Source organism: Streptomyces cynarae, from assembly GCF_025642135.1.
Classification (GTDB): Bacteria; Actinomycetota; Actinomycetes; order Streptomycetales; family Streptomycetaceae; genus Streptomyces; species Streptomyces cynarae.
Genome location: NZ_CP106793.1, coordinates 7983849 through 8000889, shown reverse-complemented (window position 1 = coordinate 8000889; position 17041 = coordinate 7983849). Strand labels below are relative to the sequence as shown.

Here is a 17041-nt window from a genome sequence, read left to right as displayed (position 1 = left end):
CATGGACGGTCCGCCCCTTGTGCCCGGACATGGGCCACCCTCTGCTGCATCGTTTCTGCACAACCCGTCCACAAACCGGCGCATCAGCCGATACGGTGTGCCGGAGCTCTGCACCACGGCCGGACGGGGCGGCCGGGACGGTCGGGTCCGTCACAGGGGGGCGGCGGTGGGATCCACGGGGACGGAGTCCGAGGCCAGGGCCGCGGACACGGAGGACGAGAGACGGAACGCCTCGGACACGGCGGGCGTCCTGGTGCTGGGCGGGTGCGCGGCATGGTCGCTGATCACGGCCGCCGCACACGGCGGCAGGCCCGAGGGCGTCCTGCTCGCGGTGCTCGCGGTCGCCGCGGGATACGCGTCCGGACGTATCTTCGGCGCGCTGCTCCCGGTCGCGGCACCCGTCGCGGGCGCCCTGGCCGGTGTCGCACTCGCCGTGGCCGCCCCGCACGTCGCGGTGGGCCCGCAGTTCGCCGTGCCGCTCGGGCGCACCGGCGGGACCGCAGCGCTGCTGACGCTCTCCTCCGGGGCCGCGTGCTGCGCCGCGTGGGCCGCCAGGGGCCCCGCGGCACGGCTGGCGCTACGTCTGTCGGCCGCCGGGATCGCGGTGGTCGCGGCGGCGATCGGTTCCACGACCGGGCTCGTGGCCTGCACCGGTGTGCTGCTGTGCTCGCTCGCCGCCGACCGGACCCGGCACCGCGCCCCGGCACTCGCCGCTCTCGGGCTCGTGGCGGCCCTGGTGACGGGCCTGACCTGGGGAATCACCGAGGGCCTCCTCCCCGAGGGACTCAGGTCGTTTCTGACCGACCAGCTCAGCCGGCACCGGGTTCTGCTCTGGCAGGACGCGCTGGCGCTGGCGCACCGGGACCCCGCGCTGGGTGTGGGCCCCGGCCGCTTCGGGGATCTGAGCGTCACGGCCGCGCAGTCCCTCCTGCCCGACGGCAAACCGCACTCCGCGCCCTTTCAGCAGGCCGCCGAGGAGGGGCTGCTCGGCGCGGCCCTGCTCGCGGCGGTCTTCTGCTGGGTGCTGTACGCGCTGTGGCGCACCCGGCGCCCCACCCCGCTCGCGCTCACGGCGGGCGCCGCGCTGACGGCGCTGGCGGTGATCGCGTCGCTCGGCAACGCGCTGAGCTTCACGACGGTGACGGCGGGAGCGGGACTCCTGGCCGGGATCGCGACCGCGCGTCCGCTGGTGGACGAGGAGCCGCCGAACGAATGAGGAGGAGGGCGGCCCCTGATACCGCGGCCGACAGAGAGGGGCCGAGCCGGTTGATTCGAGTAATACGAGTAATCGAGTCATAGAGGAGAAGGAAGAGAGCAGACAGTGCGGAGCCGTCAGTGCGTGGCGCCGGGAAGCGTCGGATGCAGCCGGGCGCGGATGACCCGTACCGCCGTCTCGGCGTTGTCCACGGTGATCGTGAAGGTGTGACCGTCCCACAGGCGCAGGACGAGACCCTCACCGCGCCGTACGACGACGGCGGTGCCCTTCTCGGGCCTCCAGCGGTAGCCCCAGCCTCCCCACTGGCACGGTGTGACGCGGGGCACGAATTCGGCACCGGCCACGTGGGCGAGGGGGATGCGGCGGCGCGGCACACCTATGTGGCCGCAGCGCACCTCGAGGCATTCCTTGTCGACCTTCACGGCGACGTGCACGAACGCGAGCGTGCCGAAGAGGACCAGCAGGCCGGCCGCGATACAGCCCACGACCGACATGACGAGCGGGGCGATGCCGGACGTCCAGGCGGAGTCGACGGCCAGTTCGATGCCGAGCGCCATGCAGGCCGCACCGACGAGCGCCGCCAGCCACTGCGCCCGGTTGGTCGCCCGCCCTGTCCAGATGTCGGGGTGCGGGGCTTCGTCGCCATGGGGGTGGTCCCTCATGCCACGAGAGTACCCAGGTTCCGTGACGGGGGCACCGCATCGTGCGGCATCACCGGTTCGGGCCAAGAGCCGGTTCTGTCGCCCGCGTCGCTCACCGCGCCGGGCTGACCGCCTGCAGGAACCTGCCCTCGGGGTACGTCAGCGCCTCGGCCGGCAGTACGCCCTCCCGACCGCTCAACAGGACCGTCAGACCGCCCTCGGCGGGAGCCTCCGGCACCGGGTCCTCACCGATGCGGCGCAGCGCCTGCGCGGCCACCGCCCCGGCGCTTCCGTGCAGGATGAGCGGCGCCGCGCCGGGCTTCTGCACGGCTTCGCGGATGCGGTCGGCGACCAGTTCGTAGTTGGTGCAGCCGAGCACCACGGTCGTGACATCGTCCGGGGTGAGCGCCGCAGCGGCGGCGATCGCGGCCTCGGTCGCCGATTCGTCCGCATGGTGCACGGCGTCCGCGAGTCCGGGGCACGGCACCTCGGTCACCGTCACGCCGTCGGCGAACTCCTGGATGAGCCCCCGCTGGTAGGGGCTGCCCGTGGTCGCGGGCGTGGCCCAGATCGCGACGGGTCCACCCCCTGCGGCGGCCGGCTTGATCGCCGGGACCGTGCCGATGATCGGCAGGTCCGGTTCGAAACGGGCACGCATCTCCGGCAGCGAGTGCACGGACGCGGTGTTGCAGGCGACGATCAGGACATCGGGACCATGGGCGGCGGCGGCCTCCGCGACGGCCAGCGCCCGCTCCGTGATGTCCTCCGGTGTGCGCGGCCCCCACGGCATCCCGTCGGGGTCCCAGGAGAGGACGAGGTCCGCGTCCGGCCGCAGACGGCGTACCGCGGCGGCGGCCGGCAGCAGTCCGATTCCGGAGTCCATGAGCGCGATCTTCACCCGGCAACCATAGACGATGCGCCCAACGGACCCCGTTGTGGGGCAGACTGCCACGGGTGAGTGCCGTTGTGTGGATCGCCGTCGCGTCACTTGCAGCCTGGATGTGGCTGCTGCTCGGCCAGGGCCTCTTCTGGCGTACGGATGTGCGGTTGCCGCCGCGCCGGGACCCCGAGGAGTGGCCGTCCGTCTGCGTGGTCGTACCGGCGCGGGACGAGGCCGCCGTACTCCCGCGCAGTCTCCCCTCGTTGCTCGCGCAGGACTATCCCGGGCACGCCGAGGTCTTCCTGATCGATGACGGCAGTTCCGACGGCACCGGGGAGCTGGCCCGCGAGTTGGCGGAGCGGCACGGTGGGCTGCCGCTCACCGTGGGCTCCCCCGGCGAGCCTCCTGCGGGCTGGACGGGCAAGCTGTGGGCCGTACGCCACGGCATCGGACTGGCACGCGCGCGTGCACCCGAGTATCTGCTCCTGACGGACGCCGACATCGCCCACGCGCCCGACAGCCTGCGGGAGTTGGTGGCGGCCGCGCGCACCGGCGGCTTCGACCTCGTCTCCCAGATGGCGCGGCTGCGGGTGGAAAGCGTGTGGGAGAGGCTCGTCGTGCCCGCCTTCGTGTACTTCTTCTCGCAGCTGTATCCCTTCCGCCGGATCGCGGTGAAGGGGTCGCGGACGGCGGCCGCGGCGGGCGGCTGCGTGCTGCTACGGGCCGACGCGGCCGAACGGGCGCGGATTCCGGACGCCATCCGGCAGGCCGTCATCGACGACGTGGCGCTCGCTCGCGCGGTCAAGAGGAGCGGCGGCCACGTCTGGCTGGGGCTTGCCGACCGGGTCGACAGCGTGCGCCCGTACCCGCGGCTGCACGACCTGTGGCGGATGGTCTCGCGCAGTGCCTACGCCCAGCTCAGGCACAATCCGCTGCTGCTCGTCGGTACGGTGCTCGGACTCACCCTGGTCTACCTGGTGCCGTCCGTCGCGTTGGTCGCCGGGATCGTCACCAAAGATGTGACGGCCGTGGTGGTGGGCGGGCTCGCGAAGGCGGTGATGACGGCGACGTACGTGCCCATGCTGCGCTACTACCGTCAGCCTCTGTGGCTCGCTCCGCTGCTGTCGGTCACCGCTTTCCTGTACCTGCTGATGACGGTCGATTCGGCGGTGCAGCACTACCGGGGGCGTGGCGCGGCGTGGAAGGGCCGCACGTACGCGCGCCCGGACGCGGTGCTGGACGAGCGGTGAGCGGTCCGGAGGCGATGGCGATGGCGCACGATCCGGTCACTTCCTGCCCGGTGTCCAGTTCATGCCCCATCCGTAGGCACGGTCGACGGTGCGCTGAGGGCTGACCCCGCGCTCCGGGACGAGATAGCGGGCCTCGCGCTGGACGACCAGATCGCCGCCGGTGTTCGTGATGAGGGCGAGCGCGCACACGGTGGAGGGCACCGTGCACTCGTCGAGGAAGAACTCGACGGGGACGCCGTGCTGCGGCTGGAGCGTGACCGTGGCGTGCAGGTCGGCGAAGGACCGGGCGCCTTCGTAGATGGTCACGAAGACCAGGATGCGCCGGAAGCGGTCCTTGTGGTCGAGATTGACGGTGAGGTTCTCGCCCGTGTCCAGGGCTCCGGTGCGGTCGTCGCCGTCGAGGTGGATGTACGGCGGCCGGTGCAGCGAGCCGAAAGCGTTGCCGAGCGCCTGGACGACGCCCTTGCTGCCGTCGGACAGCTCGTACAGGGCGCACAGGTCCAGGTCGAGGTCCGCATGGCGGGGCACTGCCCGGCCCTGTTCGCGGCCCCCTCCGGAGTACTGCCCGCGCACCTGCCAGTTGAGATTGACGCGCATCGCTCCGGAGGTGCCGCCCTGTTTGGCCAGCGAGACGCTGGGGGCCTGCTTGGTGAGCGTGACCTTGGTGAGGCGTACCGGGGTGGTGGGCGCCGCCGGTGCGGCAGGGGGCGGAGGCGGGGGCGCGGCGTGCTGCGGCTCGTCCACCGTGATTCCGTAGTCCGTGGCCAGGCCCTCGAGTCCGCTGCTGTAGCCCTGGCCGACGGCGCGGAACTTCCAGGCGCCCTGGCGGCGGTAGAACTCCCCCAGCACGAACGCCGTCTCGACGGTGGCGGCGGGGTCGAAGCGCGCGACCTCCGTGCCCTGCCGGGCGTCGAGCACCCGGATGTACAGGCCGGGCACCTGGCCGAACGTGCCGCCGTCGGCCGAGGCGGCGAGCACCACCGTCTCTACCTCGGGCTCCACGCGCGTGAGGTCGACGAGGAGGGTGTCCGTCACGTGGCCGCCCAGGTCCTGTTTGCCCTCGTGGCGCACCGCGCCGGAGGGATGCACGGGCTGGTTGTAGAAGACGAGGTCTGCGTCCGTACGGACCCTGCCGGAGACCAGCAGCAGCGCCGAGGCGTCCGCGTCGGGCACGCCCGGTCCGGAACGCCGGCCCAGTTCGACGCGCAGCGCCGTGATCGGCACCTGAAGGTTGGACCCCTTCGCCATCGACATGTCCGCCCCCATCCACTTGTCGCCACGCCGGGACCGGGGCCCGGGCAGCGCCTCGCATCCTCGGGGCCAAACCTATTCCCCCCGGGGCCCGCGCTCCCACGACCCGCCACGCAAGACCGCTGCTCAACCGCCGGTAACCCACCCGGAGCTCGGCCTTTACACGATCCGGACCCCGTTCGCCGCCCTTTTTTGCCAAGTTCGCTCGCATTGAGGATCCCGCGTCACCCACGGCACGGAAAACAACCCTCTTATCGGTCTCCCCAACCAGCACATCGTGGGCTTAACTTATGTCCCATGACCTCCCCCCGCTCCACCTATGGCGGCGGTTACTACTCCGCGTCGCCCTTCCCGGACACTCCGATCTACGACAAGCTCGTCGCCGAGCGGGGCACCCCGCAGATCGCCCCGATCCGGGTCCCCTCCGCGTACGAGACGCCGAGCAGCAGCCTGCCCGCACTGCCGTCGGCGCTGCCCGCACTGCCGTCCGGTCCCTCCCATCAGGCCCCGGCGTACGGCTACCCCCAGACACCGCAGCCCGCGCCGCTCCAGCAGGCCCCGACGGCGTACATCCCGCAGCAGGCGGGGCCGCGCGGCTACCCGGCCCCGCAGCAGATGCAGCAGATGCAGCAGATGCAGCAGCCGCGCCCGATGGCCTCGGGCTACGAGTCGATGCGCCCCGCGGCGCAGCGGCCGGCCCCGGCGCCCTACCAGGACCCGTACAACAACGGGCAGCAGTACCGCGGATACTGATCCGCGAACCGGGTGAGGCCGTCGATGCCGGTGGCACGATGGCCTCATGCCGAATTCAGCGCTGCACTCGATTCACGTCCACCCGGTCAAGGCACTGCGCGGCCAGGCGCCCCACGAGGCCGTGGTGGACCCATGGGGGCTGGCCGGGGACCGGCGCTGGGCACTGCTCGACGACACCGGCAGGGTCGTCACCCAGCGCGAGCACCCGACTCTGGCGTTGGCGGCCGCCGAGCCCCTGCCCGGCGGCGGTGTCCGGGTGTCCGCGGAAGCTCTTGAGCCGCTGACCGTCGCCGTGCCCGATCCCGTCGGCACGACGACCGCGAAGTGGGCGGGAGAGAAGATCGAGACGGTTCCCGCAGGCCCCGAGGCGAGCGAGTGGTTCAGCGCCTTCCTCGGTGAGCATGTGACCCTCGTCCACCTCGACGATCCGGCCACCCGCCGCCCGATCGACGACCCGCCGTACGGACGCCCGGGCGAGACCGTGAGCCTGGCGGACGCCTACCCGCTGCTGCTCACCTCGGTCGCCTCCCTGGATGCCCTCAACTCCCTGATCGCACAGGGTGATCACGCCGACGAGGGCCCGCTGCCCATGAACCGGTTCCGGCCGAACCTCGTCGTCGCCGGAACCGAACCGTGGGCCGAGGACGGCTGGAAGCGGATCTCCATCGGCGAGGTCACGTTCCGGGTCGCCAAGATGTGCGGGCGCTGTGTCGTCACCACCACGGACCAGAGCACCGCCGAGCGCGGCAAGGAGCCGCTTCGCACGCTCGCCCGCCACCGGCGCTTCGGCGGCCAACTCGCCTTCGGGCAGAACCTCGTACCGGAGACGACCGGCGTGGTCCGCGTCGGCGACCCGGTCACGATCCTCGAGTAGGTCCCGGCCGGCCTCTCCGACCGTTTCCCCCGACCGGGCCGAGGCGTTTCCGGCCGCTCCCGCCGCAGTGCGGAACAGGATGCTGTGAATCCGGGGCGAGAAAGGCCTCGATGCCACGCACGGGCGGGAACCGGGGCGAGGGCCGCGGTCGTTGAGTCCGCGTGAGAAGTCCGTGAGAGGCGTGTGGGGCGGGAGAGAGGTGATTTCCCTCTCTCTTCCCCGCCCTCGCGAGTGAACGGCCGGGTGCGGGGGTTATCACGGACGCGGAAGGGGGTGCGGGACGTGCGAGCAATCAACGGCCTGTGGCGCTGGCGGCACAATCCGCTGTGCCGTACGACCGACCTGATCGAGGCATGGGTGGCGCTGGTCGCCCTGCTGCTGATCCTCGTCGCCGCGCCCGTCGCCGGGTCGCTGATCGGCTCGGTCGCCCAGGACTCCCTGCAGCGCTCCGTACGGGCCCAGCAGCACAGCCGTCACCAGGTGACGGCCACCGTCGTCAGACAGCTCAACCGCGGCCCCCTGGACCCAGATCCGGACTCCTCGACGACCCGGGACGCGCACAGCCGCGTTCTCGCCGACTGGACCGCCCCGGACGGCACCGCACAGCACGGCGAGGTTCTGGCCACCCTGTCCTCCCCGCACCCGGGTGACCGCTTCCCGCTCTGGACCGACGACCACGGCCGAATATCCACCCGCCCGCTGGACAGCGCCACCGCCACGACGCACGCCGTGCTGGCCGGCCTCGGCGCGGCCGCGATGACCGCGGGACTCATCGAGGGCTGCCGCCGGCTGATCGTCTGGCGCCTGGTCCTGCGCCGCTTCGCCCGCTGGGACCAGGCGTGGGACAAGGCGGGCCCGGACTGGGGCCGTACCGGCACGGGCAGTTGACGGCGTTCGGCCTCCGGTCAACCGGCCTCGTCCCCGCACGCTACGGTGGACCCGCCGGGCCGTCCGGCATCTTCGCGAGAACCCGCGTGAGCAACGAGGTGGGGGCACAGCAGCGCCATGGCACAGGGCACGGTCCAGGTGACGCACACCGGCACATCGCGGTGGCGGCGCCGCACGGGTGAATACGCGTCACTCGCCGCCGCCCTGGAGGCCGCGGGCGACGGGGACGTCCTGACCGTCGCGCCCGGCACCTACCGGGAGAACCTCGTCGTCCAGCGTGCGGTGACGCTGCGCGGGCCCGAGGGCTCCCCCGGCTCGGTGCGCATCGCGCCGGTGGACGGCGTGCCGCTGACCGTACGGGCCTCCGCCGTGGTCCAGGACCTGCACGTAGAGGGGCAGGACGCGGCGGCGCCCGCGCTCCTCGTCGAGGAAGGCACGCCCGAGCTGGTCGACGTGCGGATCATGACGCGGTCCGCGGCCGGCATCGAGGTCCGCGGCAACGCTCGCCCCACGGTGCGGCGCTGCACGGTCGACAATCCGGCCGGCATCGGCATCGCCGTCCTGGACGGCGGTGGCGGGGTGTTCGAGGAGTGCGAGGTGGTGGCGGCGGCCCAGTCCGGCGTCGCGGTGCGCGGCGGAGCGCACCCGCGCCTCGAGCGCTGCCGGGTGCACCACACCTCGGGCGCGGGCCTGTCGGCGACGGGAGAGAACTCCTCGCTGGAGGCGGTCGGTTGCGAGGTCTACGAGGTGAGGGGCTCCGGTGTGCAGATCACCGGGCGGGCCACGGCGCACCTGACGGACTGCGATGTGCACCGCACCACCGCGGACGGCGTCACGATGGACACGGACGCGGTGCTCACCCTGGCCGACTGCCGCATCCACGACATCCCGGAGAACGCGGTCGACCTCAGGTCCCGTTCGGTGCTCACGCTGACCCGCACGACGGTGCGGCAGTTCGGCCGCAACGGCCTGTCGGTGTGGGACCCGGGCACCCGTGTGGACGCCAACCAGTGCGAGATCTTCGACAGCACCGGGGACTACCCGGCGGTGTGGGTCAGCGACGGCGCGACCGCGGTGCTCGACTCCTGCCGGGTGCACGACGTGCCGGACGCCCTGTTCGTCCTCGACCGGGGCTCGCGCGTGGACGTCGTGGACAGCGACCTCTCCCAGGTTCGCAACACCGCCGTGTCGGTGAGTGACGGCGCCACCGCTCAGCTGGACGACTGCCGTGTCCGGGAGGCGGCGACGGGCGCCTGGTTCCGGGACCACGGCAGCGGCGGCACGCTGTCCGGCTGCACCATCGACGGCACCCAGACCGGCGTGATCGTCACCAAGGGCGCCGATCCGACGATCGAGCGCTGCACGGTGACCTCGCCGGCGGAGGCGGGCTTCTACGTCTCGGCGGAGGGCCGGGGCAGCTTCCTGAACTGCCGGGTGACGGGCAGCGGCGGCTACGGCTTCCATGTGATCGACGGCTGCCGCGCCACACTGCGGAAGTGCCGTACGGAGCGGTGTGCCCGCGGTGGTTACGAGTTCGCGGACGGCGGCCCGGGCGCGCCCGGCGGGGGCGGTGCGCTCGTCGAGGACTGCACCAGCGACGAGAGCGCCGGACTGCGGCCCGCGGTGACCCAGGAGACGGCCGTGCAGACGACGAGCCCGTCGCCCGGTCTGCTGGGCATTCCCAGCCAGCGCACCACCGAGCAGGAACCGCTCGTCACGCCGGTCCCCGAGCAGCCGAGGCCCACACGCACCTCGCAGGATGTACTCGGCGAACTGGACGCGCTCGTGGGCCTGGAGAGCGTCAAGCGTGAGGTGCGGGCCCTCACCGACATGATCGAGGTGGGGCGCCGCCGTCAGCAGGCGGGCCTGAAGGCGGCCTCCGTGCGGCGGCATCTGGTGTTCACGGGCTCCCCCGGCACCGGCAAGACGACGGTCGCCCGTCTCTACGGCGAGATCCTGGCCTCACTCGGCGTCCTGGAGAAGGGCCACCTCGTGGAGGTCTCCCGGGTCGACCTGGTCGGCGAGCACATCGGCTCGACCGCCATCCGCACCCAGGAGGCATTCGACCGGGCTCGGGGCGGAGTGCTGTTCATCGACGAGGCGTACGCGCTGTCGCCGGAGGACTCGGGGCGGGACTTCGGGCGTGAGGCGATCGACACGCTGGTGAAGCTGATGGAGGATCACCGCGACGCGGTGGTGGTGATCGTCGCGGGCTACACGACGGAGATGGAACGCTTTCTGTCCGTCAACCCCGGTGTCGCCTCGCGCTTCTCGCGGACGATCACTTTCGGCGACTACGGTGCGGAGGAGCTGCTGCGGATCGTCGAGCAGCAGGCCGAGGAGCACGAGTACCGGCTCGGACCGGGGACCGCCGAGGCGCTGCTGAAGTACTTCACGGCGATCCCGAAGGGGCCGACATTCGGCAACGGCCGCACCGCGCGCCAGACCTTCGAGGCGATGGTGGAACGGCACGCGGGCCGGGTCGCCCAGCTCGCGGACGCCAGCACCGACGACCTGTCCCTGCTCTACCCCGAGGACCTGCCGGAGCTGCCCTGAGCGCGCCCGCCGGGCGCCCCGCCCGGCGCCCAGGAGGTGTTCGCCTCTCGCGGCGCCGGCAACCCGGGTCTGAGGCGCGCCAGCAGTCGCTCGCGCTCCTCGGCGAACGCTGGGTCCGCCTGGTAGTCCCCGTGTCCGAGGATCGGCGCGGGCAGCGGGTGCTCCGGGGTCCGGCCGTAGGCGAGCGGGTCCTTGAGCGGTGGGTGGTCCACCTGCGGGCCGCAGTCGCCGGGCAGCCGGATCGGGCCGCCGATCGGGTCGGTGAGGCGGTACAGATTGCGCCAGCAGTCCACCTCACGGTGCAGGGAGTTGAGCGCGGCCGGGCCGAAGTACGCCGGGAACCAGCGTCCGTAGAGCCGCTCCAGGGGCGAGCCGTACGTCAGGAGGGCCACCCGCCTGCGTACGGAGGGCCCCAGCTGCCGGGCCGCGGCCGCCGCCAGCACGCTGCCCTGGGAGTGCCCGGACAGGACCAGGCGCCCCCCGGTGGAGCCCGTCCAGGTGGCCATGCGCCAGGTCAGGTCGGGCACGGCGCGCTCGGCGTAGCAGGGCGGTGCGAAGGGGTGGGCGGCGCGCGGCCAGAACGTGCCGACGTCCCACAGGATGCCGATGGTGCGGCGCGCGGAGGCGTCCTTGTAGGCGCGGCGCCCCCAGGTGACGAAGAGCAGGAAGCCGATGCCGATCAGCCAGGAGCCGAGGGCCTGGCAGGTCTCGGCGGCGGCCCGGACGAACGGTGGGCTGCCGCGTGCGGCTCCTCCCGGAGTGTCGCCGGTGGCGAAGGCCCCCGCCAGGGCGGCGGCGCCCAGGATCAGGGTCATGGCGGAGGTGACGGCGACGACGAGCGGTGCCCGGTCGGTGAGGGCGGCCATCGCGCGCGTGTGCGCGATCCGCAGCGTGCGGGCCGTGTCCCTGGACTCCCCCGGGTACTCCGCCTCGACCGCGACCGTCTCGGCGCGGCGTAGCAGCCGGGTGCGCCAGGCCAGCCGGACGGCGAGGAGGAGCAGGACGAGCAGCAGGGGCGGGATCGTGGACGCCTGCCAGGTCAGCAGCGCGGGCGGGCCGGCGAGGCCGTGCCCGGGGCCGTCCAGCCAGTCGGCGACCCGCTGGGCCACGCCGCCGGACATCACACCGCCGAGCGCGCAGGCCAGCAGCGCGACGGCGGGTCCGGCCAGTCCACGCATCGCGGTGCGTGTGTCGGGGTGGGTGCGGTACAGGACGTGCGCGACGGCACCGAGCGCGATGACGAGGAGACCCTGTACCAAGGTGAGCGCGCCGAACGCCGCCTCGCCGGGCAGCCGGCCCGTCGAGCGCCAGCCGGGACGGGACCAGGCGGCGTAGACCATGGTCAGGACGAGCAGGGCGAGGGCGCCGGCGGGCAGCCATCGCACCAGTGCCCGGTCGAGATCCTTGTCGAGCCGGTTCTCCGAGCGCCCCCGGCGGCACACCACCCACAGCACGACCACAGCACCCCCGAGGAACACCAGGTGCAGCAGCCAGCCCAGCGCTTCCAGCTCCACCGAGCCGTGGCGGCGGTCGTAGCGGGCGGCGCTGCCGCCGAGCGCCGCCGTGACCGTCAGGAAGCCGGCGGCGGTGTGCGCGGCGCGCAGCCGGGCCACCAGTCGGCGCCCGTACCAGAACCCGGGGCGGCCGAGCGGGAGACGGTGGGACTCGTCGTCGGTCCCGGGATCGCGAGAGATCGGCTGCTGGGACTCGTAGGCGCTCCACGTGCGGTGCGACAGGTACCACAGCAGGCAGGTGAGCGCCGTCGGCATCAGCGACGCCAGGGCGAGGCGACAGCCGGGCCGGCTCCACCAGCCGTGGCCGGAGACGGCGGGCGAGAGGAAGCCGAGCCAGGTGTGCCGCCCGGCGCACGCGCGCGTGCCCGCGCACTGCCAGGCCACCAGGTCCAGGGCGACCTCGCAGGCGGCGGCGACCAGCAGCACGGTCAGGGAGAGCCCGACGAGCCGGACGATCACTCCGTACAGGCGGACGGTCCGCCGTCGGCCGATGGTCGTGGGGCGCATCCAGTGGGCGAGATTGGCGACCATGAACGGCAGCAGCAACAGCCACAGGGCGCGAGCGGCGTTCCCGGAGGTCAGGTTGCACCAGACGTATGCCTCGGGCACCGGCTGATCGCGGTTTTCGCCGGGCCGCCGTTCCGCGTCGGCGTCGTCGGCGCGCCGGTACACCGCGGCCGTCTCGTCACCGGTGATCCTCACCGTGCGCGGATCGCCGAGCATCGCCTCGGGCGTGGTGCCGCCGACTCCGTGGACCAGGAGTTCCAGGGCCGGCGCGGACGGCTCTGCGAAGTCGCCGCACTCCCCCTCGTGTTCCCGTGCACGTTCCACTGTTCCGCTCTTCCCCCGCGCTGCGTACGGTGTGTCCGGGCAGCGACAGGATCTCCGCTGTGCCGGCGGCGCACACCTGCCGGCGCGGAATCTCCCCGATATGTGTGACAGCGGCGGGGAGGACGGAAGGATCCCAGGTGACGGGCGATGGCGCCACCTGCGGCGAGGCCGTGCGAGGATGGGGCGTCCGCGGTGCCGGCGGCGGGACAATGACCTCGTCGGAGCCGGTATAGGCGACATGTGGGATGTGGTGGGATGAAAGGGGACGGAGCGGACGTGAGCGAGAATCAGAACCTCCTCGCGGAGCAGCGCCGTGCCCTGATCCTGGACGAGGTGCGACGACGCGGCGGTGTCCGCGTGAACGAGCTGACGCGCAAGCTCGGCGTCTCCGACATGACGGTCCGCCGCGATCTCGACGCACTCGCCCGCCAGGGCGTGCTGGAGAAGGTGCACGGCGGCGCGGTGCCCGTGGTGGAGGCCAGTACGCACGAACCGGGGTTCGAGGCGAAGTCGGGCCTGGAGCTGACGGCCAAGGAGGACATCGCCCGGGCCGCGGCCGAGCTGGTCACTCCGGGCACGGCGATCGCGCTGTCCGGCGGCACGACGACGTACGCGCTGGCCCAGCACCTGCTCGACGTGCCGGATCTGACCGTCGTCACCAATTCGGTGCGGGTGGCCGACGTCTTCCACGCCGCGCAGCGCACCTCGGGCCAGCGGCAGGGCGCGGCCACGGTCGTCCTCACCGGCGGTGTGCGCACCCCGTCCGACTCGCTGGTGGGCCCCGTCGCCGACCGGGCGATCGCCTCCCTCCACTTCGACGTGCTGTTCCTCGGGGTGCACGGCATATCGCTGGAGGCGGGCCTGTCGACGCCGAACCTGGCGGAGGCCGAGACCAACCGGCAGCTCGTGCAGTCCGCACGGCGTGTGGTGGTGGTCGCCGACCACACCAAGTGGGGCACGGTGGGCCTGAGTTCGTTCGCCGCGCTGGAGGAGGTCGACACGCTGGTGACCGACGCGGGACTGCCGACGGACGCGCGGACGGAGATCTCGGAGCACCTGCGGCGGCTGGTGGTCGCGGGAGAGTCCGAGGAAGGAACAGACAGCTGACACCACGTCAGCTAGGCTGAACGCAGCCGGCTTCCGTTCGCGCACGTCCCGCGAGGAGGTTCCGTCCATGGCACACCGCCTGCGCCCGGTGGGACTCGCGTTCACGCGGACCGCTCCCGTGCGGCTCGTGTTCGCCGGGGAGATGGCCGCCGCACCCGAGGCGGTCTTTCGGGCCCTCGCCGACGACGTCCCCGGCTGGAGCGACTGGTTTCCCGCGGTGAGGTCCATAGGTCTCATCGACGAGGGCGCGGGACGCAAGGTGCGTCTCGCCGGCGGCACCCGCTTCCGCGAGACGATCGTCGCGGCCGAGCCCGACGAGCTGTACGCGTACCGGGTCGACGAGGCGACCGTCCCGGGCGTCCGCGCGCTGCTCGAGGAGTGGCGGCTCACCCCCGTCGGTACGGGCACCCGTGTGCAGTGGACGTGGGCGGCCGACGGCAACGCGCTCTTCCGCCTGCTGGTGAGGCTGTCGCGTGGTGCCCTGGCACGGGTGTTCCGCGGCGCGGTGACGGCACTGGACCGCAGGCTCGCGGATCAGAGCTCCGGACAGGACGGGCGCCGGGCTCGCGACGCCTGAGACGCACTCCCCGAGCTCTTCGAGCGGGGCCCCCGGCCGCGCCACCGAGGCACCGGCCGGGATCAGCCCGGCCAGACCCCCGTCCGCAGCAGTGACTCGATCGCCGCGGCGTACGGTGCGATGTCCAGTCCCTGTTCGGCCAGCCACACGTCCGAGTAGTACTTGTCCAGATAACGGTCCCCCGGGTCGCACAGCAGGGTGACCACGCTGCCCGTGCGCCCGTCGGCCACCATCTCAGCGACGATCTTCAGCGCGCCCCACAGGCCCGTGCCGGTCGAGCCGCCCGCCTTGCGGCCGATCCCCCGCTCCAGGGCCCGTACCGCGGCGACGGCGGCCGCGTCCGGGACCTTCATCATCCGGTCGATGGCGCCGGGTACGAAGCTGGGCTCCATCCGGGGCCGGCCGATGCCCTCGATCCGCGAGCCGCGGTCACAGGTGACCTCCGGATCGCCGGTCGTCCACCCTTCGAAGAAGCAGGAGTTCTCCGGGTCGGCGACACAGACGCGGGTGTCGTACCCCATGTAGTGCACGTACCGCGCGATGGTCGCCGAGGTGCCGCCGGTGCCGGCCGTGGCGACGATCCACGCGGGCTCCGGAAACCGCTCCAACTCCAGCTGGCGGAAGACGGATTCGGCGATGTTGTTGTTGCCGCGCCAGTCCGTGGCCCGTTCCGCGTAGGTGAACTGGTCCATGTAGTGCCCCCCGGTCTCCTCCGCGAGGGCGGCCGAGGCCTCGTACATCGTGCGCGGGTCGTCCACGAAGTGGCACCGCCCGCCATGGAACTCGATCAGGCGGCACTTCTCGGCGCTCGTCGTGCGCGGCATGACCGCGACGAAGGGCACGCCGATGAGCTTCGCGAAGTAGGCCTCCGAGACGGCCGTGGAACCGCTGGACGCCTCGATCACCGGGCGGCCCGGCCGGATCCAGCCGTTGCACAGCCCGTACAGGAACAGCGAACGCGCCAGACGGTGCTTGAGGCTGCCCGTGGGGTGGGTCGACTCGTCCTTCAGATACAGGTCGATGCCCCAGTGCTCGGGCAGCGGGAAGCGCAGCAGATGCGTGTCGGCGGAACGGTTGGCGTCGGCCTGGACCTTGCGGACGGCCGCTTTCAGCCAGGCCCGGTATTCGGGCTCACTGCGGTCCACGTCGAGGGTCTCGCCGGGTCGGGTCATCTGGGAGGTACTCACGGCGGGACTCCTTACCGGGGCGTGCAGATGTCCGGATCACTCGGTCGGACCTCTGCATCATAGGCACCTTTCACATGCCTTCTCACCTGCATAAACGCATCTTTGAGCCACCCAAAGGCGCACCTGGGAAGGGAGCGGGGAACAGGCGGAAATCCGTGGGGGCGCATCCGCGCGAGTGCGCCGGCCGGCTGCCGCCGCCTCGGTGTGCGCACTGGTGCGACGCGCTGGGCCGGGGCAGACTGCACGGCGGGACGGGAGCCGGTGCGGCGGACTCCGCACGGGAGACCCGTCCGAGCCGGGGATGCACACTGGATCACGACCGAACTCTCGATCGAGATCGCGGGATCGCGCCGCCGGGCGGGATCCGCGGCGGGGCCAGCCGAACGCACAAGGGGGCGGACATCATGGCGGAGCCGGAGTTCACGGCCACGGGTGTGCGGATCGGGAAGGGGCTGCGGTCGCTCACCCGGGCCGGGCAGGTCCGGATCAGCGACGGCAGGCTGCGACTGCTCACCAGTTACGGCAGCGAGATCGACAGCGCGCCGGTGCAGGCGGTGCGTGCGTCCCAGCCCTGGTTCGCGCCCGAGGACCGGGCGCTGGCGGATCTCAACGGCACCCGCTATTCACTGACGCTCGGTGATCACGACCCGGCGCCGGGTCAGCCGGGGCCGCCGTCGGCGCGGCGGTTCATCGAGGCGGTCCGCAAGGCGGCAGGTCGCGGCGGCTGAGCGCGGCGTGAGTTGCGGCGCGGCGTGCCCTGCGTCACTCTGGTCTCACATCACTCTCGGTTTACCGGCGATTACGCTGAAGAACCAGCCGCCGGTCACGACAGCGGGCGGCCCCCGTACGAAGCCGTTCCGCACCAGGCGGCCGGAGTACTCAGCCGCACAGCAGGCGGCGTGCACACCCGGCCACCCTGCTGGATCCGATCTCCGTGTCTTCTTCCGGACCTCAATTCGGGGAGTCGCAGCCGTGATCAGCCAGCCAAGCAGGCACTGCACGGTGGAGCTCCAAGCCCTGCCGTCGCGGATCGGCCAGGTCCGCAGAATCGTATCGGCGCAGTTGCGCTACTGGCATCTCGATTCCTTGATCGACCGGGCCGCGCTCGGTGTGACGGAGCTGTTGACCAACGTCCACCTGCATGCCCAGCCCGACAAGACGTGCACCGTGGAGATGGAGTTGCTGCTCGACCGGCTCACCGTCTCGGTGCACGACCACGATCCGCGCCTGCCGGAGTTGCGCGCGCCGGATCCCTCCGCCACCAGCGGACGCGGGCTGGCGATGGTCGCCGCTGTGGCCGCCAGCTGGGGTGCGCGTCCGGACGGCGATTCGGGGAAGGTCGTCTGGTTCACGCTTCCCGCGCCGTCGGCGGCGCCGGCCGGGCCCGTGCGCAGCCGTACCCCGTACGAACGTGCTCTCGAGGCGCCCGCCCATGGGTCGGCGGTCGACGAGCACACTACCCGCCATGCTCCCGCCCGGTCCGCCGTTGCCGGCTGACCGGGCGGTGACCCTCTTC

15 protein-coding genes are annotated in these 17041 nt (G+C 72.4%); 10 read left to right on the top strand and 5 right to left on the bottom strand.

From position 1 onward, the window contains the following. Nucleotides 1-166 precede the first annotated feature (166 nt). Nucleotides 167-1216: an O-antigen ligase family protein gene (locus N8I84_RS36135; RefSeq protein ID WP_263233666.1), complete on the top strand. Its 1050-nt coding sequence runs from the start codon at nt 167-169 to the stop codon at nt 1214-1216. 116 nt (nt 1217-1332) lie between these two features. Here the strand turns inward: N8I84_RS36135 and N8I84_RS36130 are convergent, their stop codons facing one another. Beyond that, nucleotides 1333-1878: a hypothetical protein gene (locus tag N8I84_RS36130; RefSeq protein ID WP_263233665.1), complete on the bottom strand. Its 546-nt coding sequence runs from the start codon at nt 1876-1878 to the stop codon at nt 1333-1335. A gap of 91 nt (nt 1879-1969) precedes the next feature. Next, the gene (locus N8I84_RS36125) at nt 1970-2755 is read right to left on the bottom strand and encodes a glutamate racemase (protein ID WP_263233664.1); all 786 of its coding nucleotides are present in this window, start codon (nt 2753-2755) and stop codon (nt 1970-1972) included. Between the two features lie 56 nt (nt 2756-2811). Here N8I84_RS36125 and N8I84_RS36120 point away from each other — a divergent pair, with 56 nt between their 5' ends. Then, nucleotides 2812-3987: a glycosyltransferase gene (locus N8I84_RS36120; protein ID WP_263233662.1), complete on the top strand. Its 1176-nt coding sequence runs from the start codon at nt 2812-2814 to the stop codon at nt 3985-3987. Nucleotides 3988-4023: 36 nt separating this feature from the next. Here N8I84_RS36120 and N8I84_RS36115 read toward each other — a convergent pair whose 3' ends face one another. Next, nucleotides 4024-5241, bottom strand: a complete 1218-nt coding sequence (locus N8I84_RS36115) for a TerD family protein (RefSeq protein ID WP_263233661.1) — start codon at nt 5239-5241, stop codon at nt 4024-4026. A 294-nt stretch (nt 5242-5535) separates the two neighbouring features. Between N8I84_RS36115 and N8I84_RS36110 the strand changes: the two genes are divergently transcribed. From N8I84_RS36110 to N8I84_RS36095, 4 genes are all read left to right on the top strand, one after another. Next, nucleotides 5536-5991: a DUF6643 family protein gene (locus tag N8I84_RS36110; RefSeq protein WP_263233659.1), complete on the top strand. Its 456-nt coding sequence runs from the start codon at nt 5536-5538 to the stop codon at nt 5989-5991. A 46-nt stretch (nt 5992-6037) separates the two neighbouring features. After that, entirely contained in the window at nt 6038-6865 is an 828-nt protein-coding gene (locus N8I84_RS36105; RefSeq protein ID WP_263233658.1) for an MOSC domain-containing protein, read from the top strand. Nucleotides 6866-7147: 282 nt separating this feature from the next. After that, nucleotides 7148-7753 carry an Rv1733c family protein gene (locus N8I84_RS36100; protein ID WP_263233656.1) on the top strand — a complete coding sequence of 202 codons (606 nt, stop codon included), beginning with the start codon at nt 7148-7150 and terminating at the stop codon, nt 7751-7753. Nucleotides 7754-7870: 117 nt separating this feature from the next. Then, the gene (locus tag N8I84_RS36095) at nt 7871-10309 is read left to right on the top strand and encodes a right-handed parallel beta-helix repeat-containing protein (RefSeq protein ID WP_263233655.1); all 2439 of its coding nucleotides are present in this window, start codon (nt 7871-7873) and stop codon (nt 10307-10309) included. Here N8I84_RS36095 and N8I84_RS36090 read toward each other — a convergent pair. Continuing rightward, nucleotides 10279-12654 carry a hypothetical protein gene (locus tag N8I84_RS36090; protein ID WP_390898987.1) on the bottom strand — a complete coding sequence of 792 codons (2376 nt, stop codon included), beginning with the start codon at nt 12652-12654 and terminating at the stop codon, nt 10279-10281. The genes N8I84_RS36095 and N8I84_RS36090 overlap by 31 nt on opposite strands. A gap of 276 nt (nt 12655-12930) precedes the next feature. Between N8I84_RS36090 and N8I84_RS36085 the strand changes: the two genes are divergently transcribed. After that, nucleotides 12931-13761, top strand: coding sequence for a DeoR/GlpR family DNA-binding transcription regulator (locus N8I84_RS36085; RefSeq protein ID WP_200420102.1), 831 nt, complete (start codon nt 12931-12933; stop codon nt 13759-13761). A 67-nt stretch (nt 13762-13828) separates the two neighbouring features. Continuing rightward, nucleotides 13829-14338, top strand: a complete 510-nt coding sequence (locus N8I84_RS36080) for an SRPBCC family protein (protein ID WP_263233654.1) — start codon at nt 13829-13831, stop codon at nt 14336-14338. Between the two features lie 62 nt (nt 14339-14400). On the opposite strand, the gene N8I84_RS36075 is transcribed toward N8I84_RS36080, so the two are convergent. Beyond that, nucleotides 14401-15510, bottom strand: a complete 1110-nt coding sequence (locus N8I84_RS36075; protein ID WP_263235000.1) for an L-cysteine desulfhydrase Cds1 — start codon at nt 15508-15510, stop codon at nt 14401-14403. Nucleotides 15511-15929: 419 nt separating this feature from the next. On the opposite strand from N8I84_RS36075, the gene N8I84_RS36070 reads away from it, so the two are divergent. After that, on the top strand, nt 15930-16253 hold the full coding sequence (locus N8I84_RS36070; RefSeq protein WP_263233653.1) for a hypothetical protein: 324 nt from the start codon (nt 15930-15932) through the stop codon (nt 16251-16253). A 244-nt stretch (nt 16254-16497) separates the two neighbouring features. Continuing rightward, a complete protein-coding gene (locus N8I84_RS36065; RefSeq protein ID WP_263233652.1) occupies nt 16498-17022 on the top strand; it encodes an ATP-binding protein in 525 nt (174 codons plus the stop codon). Nucleotides 17023-17041 lie beyond the last annotated feature (19 nt).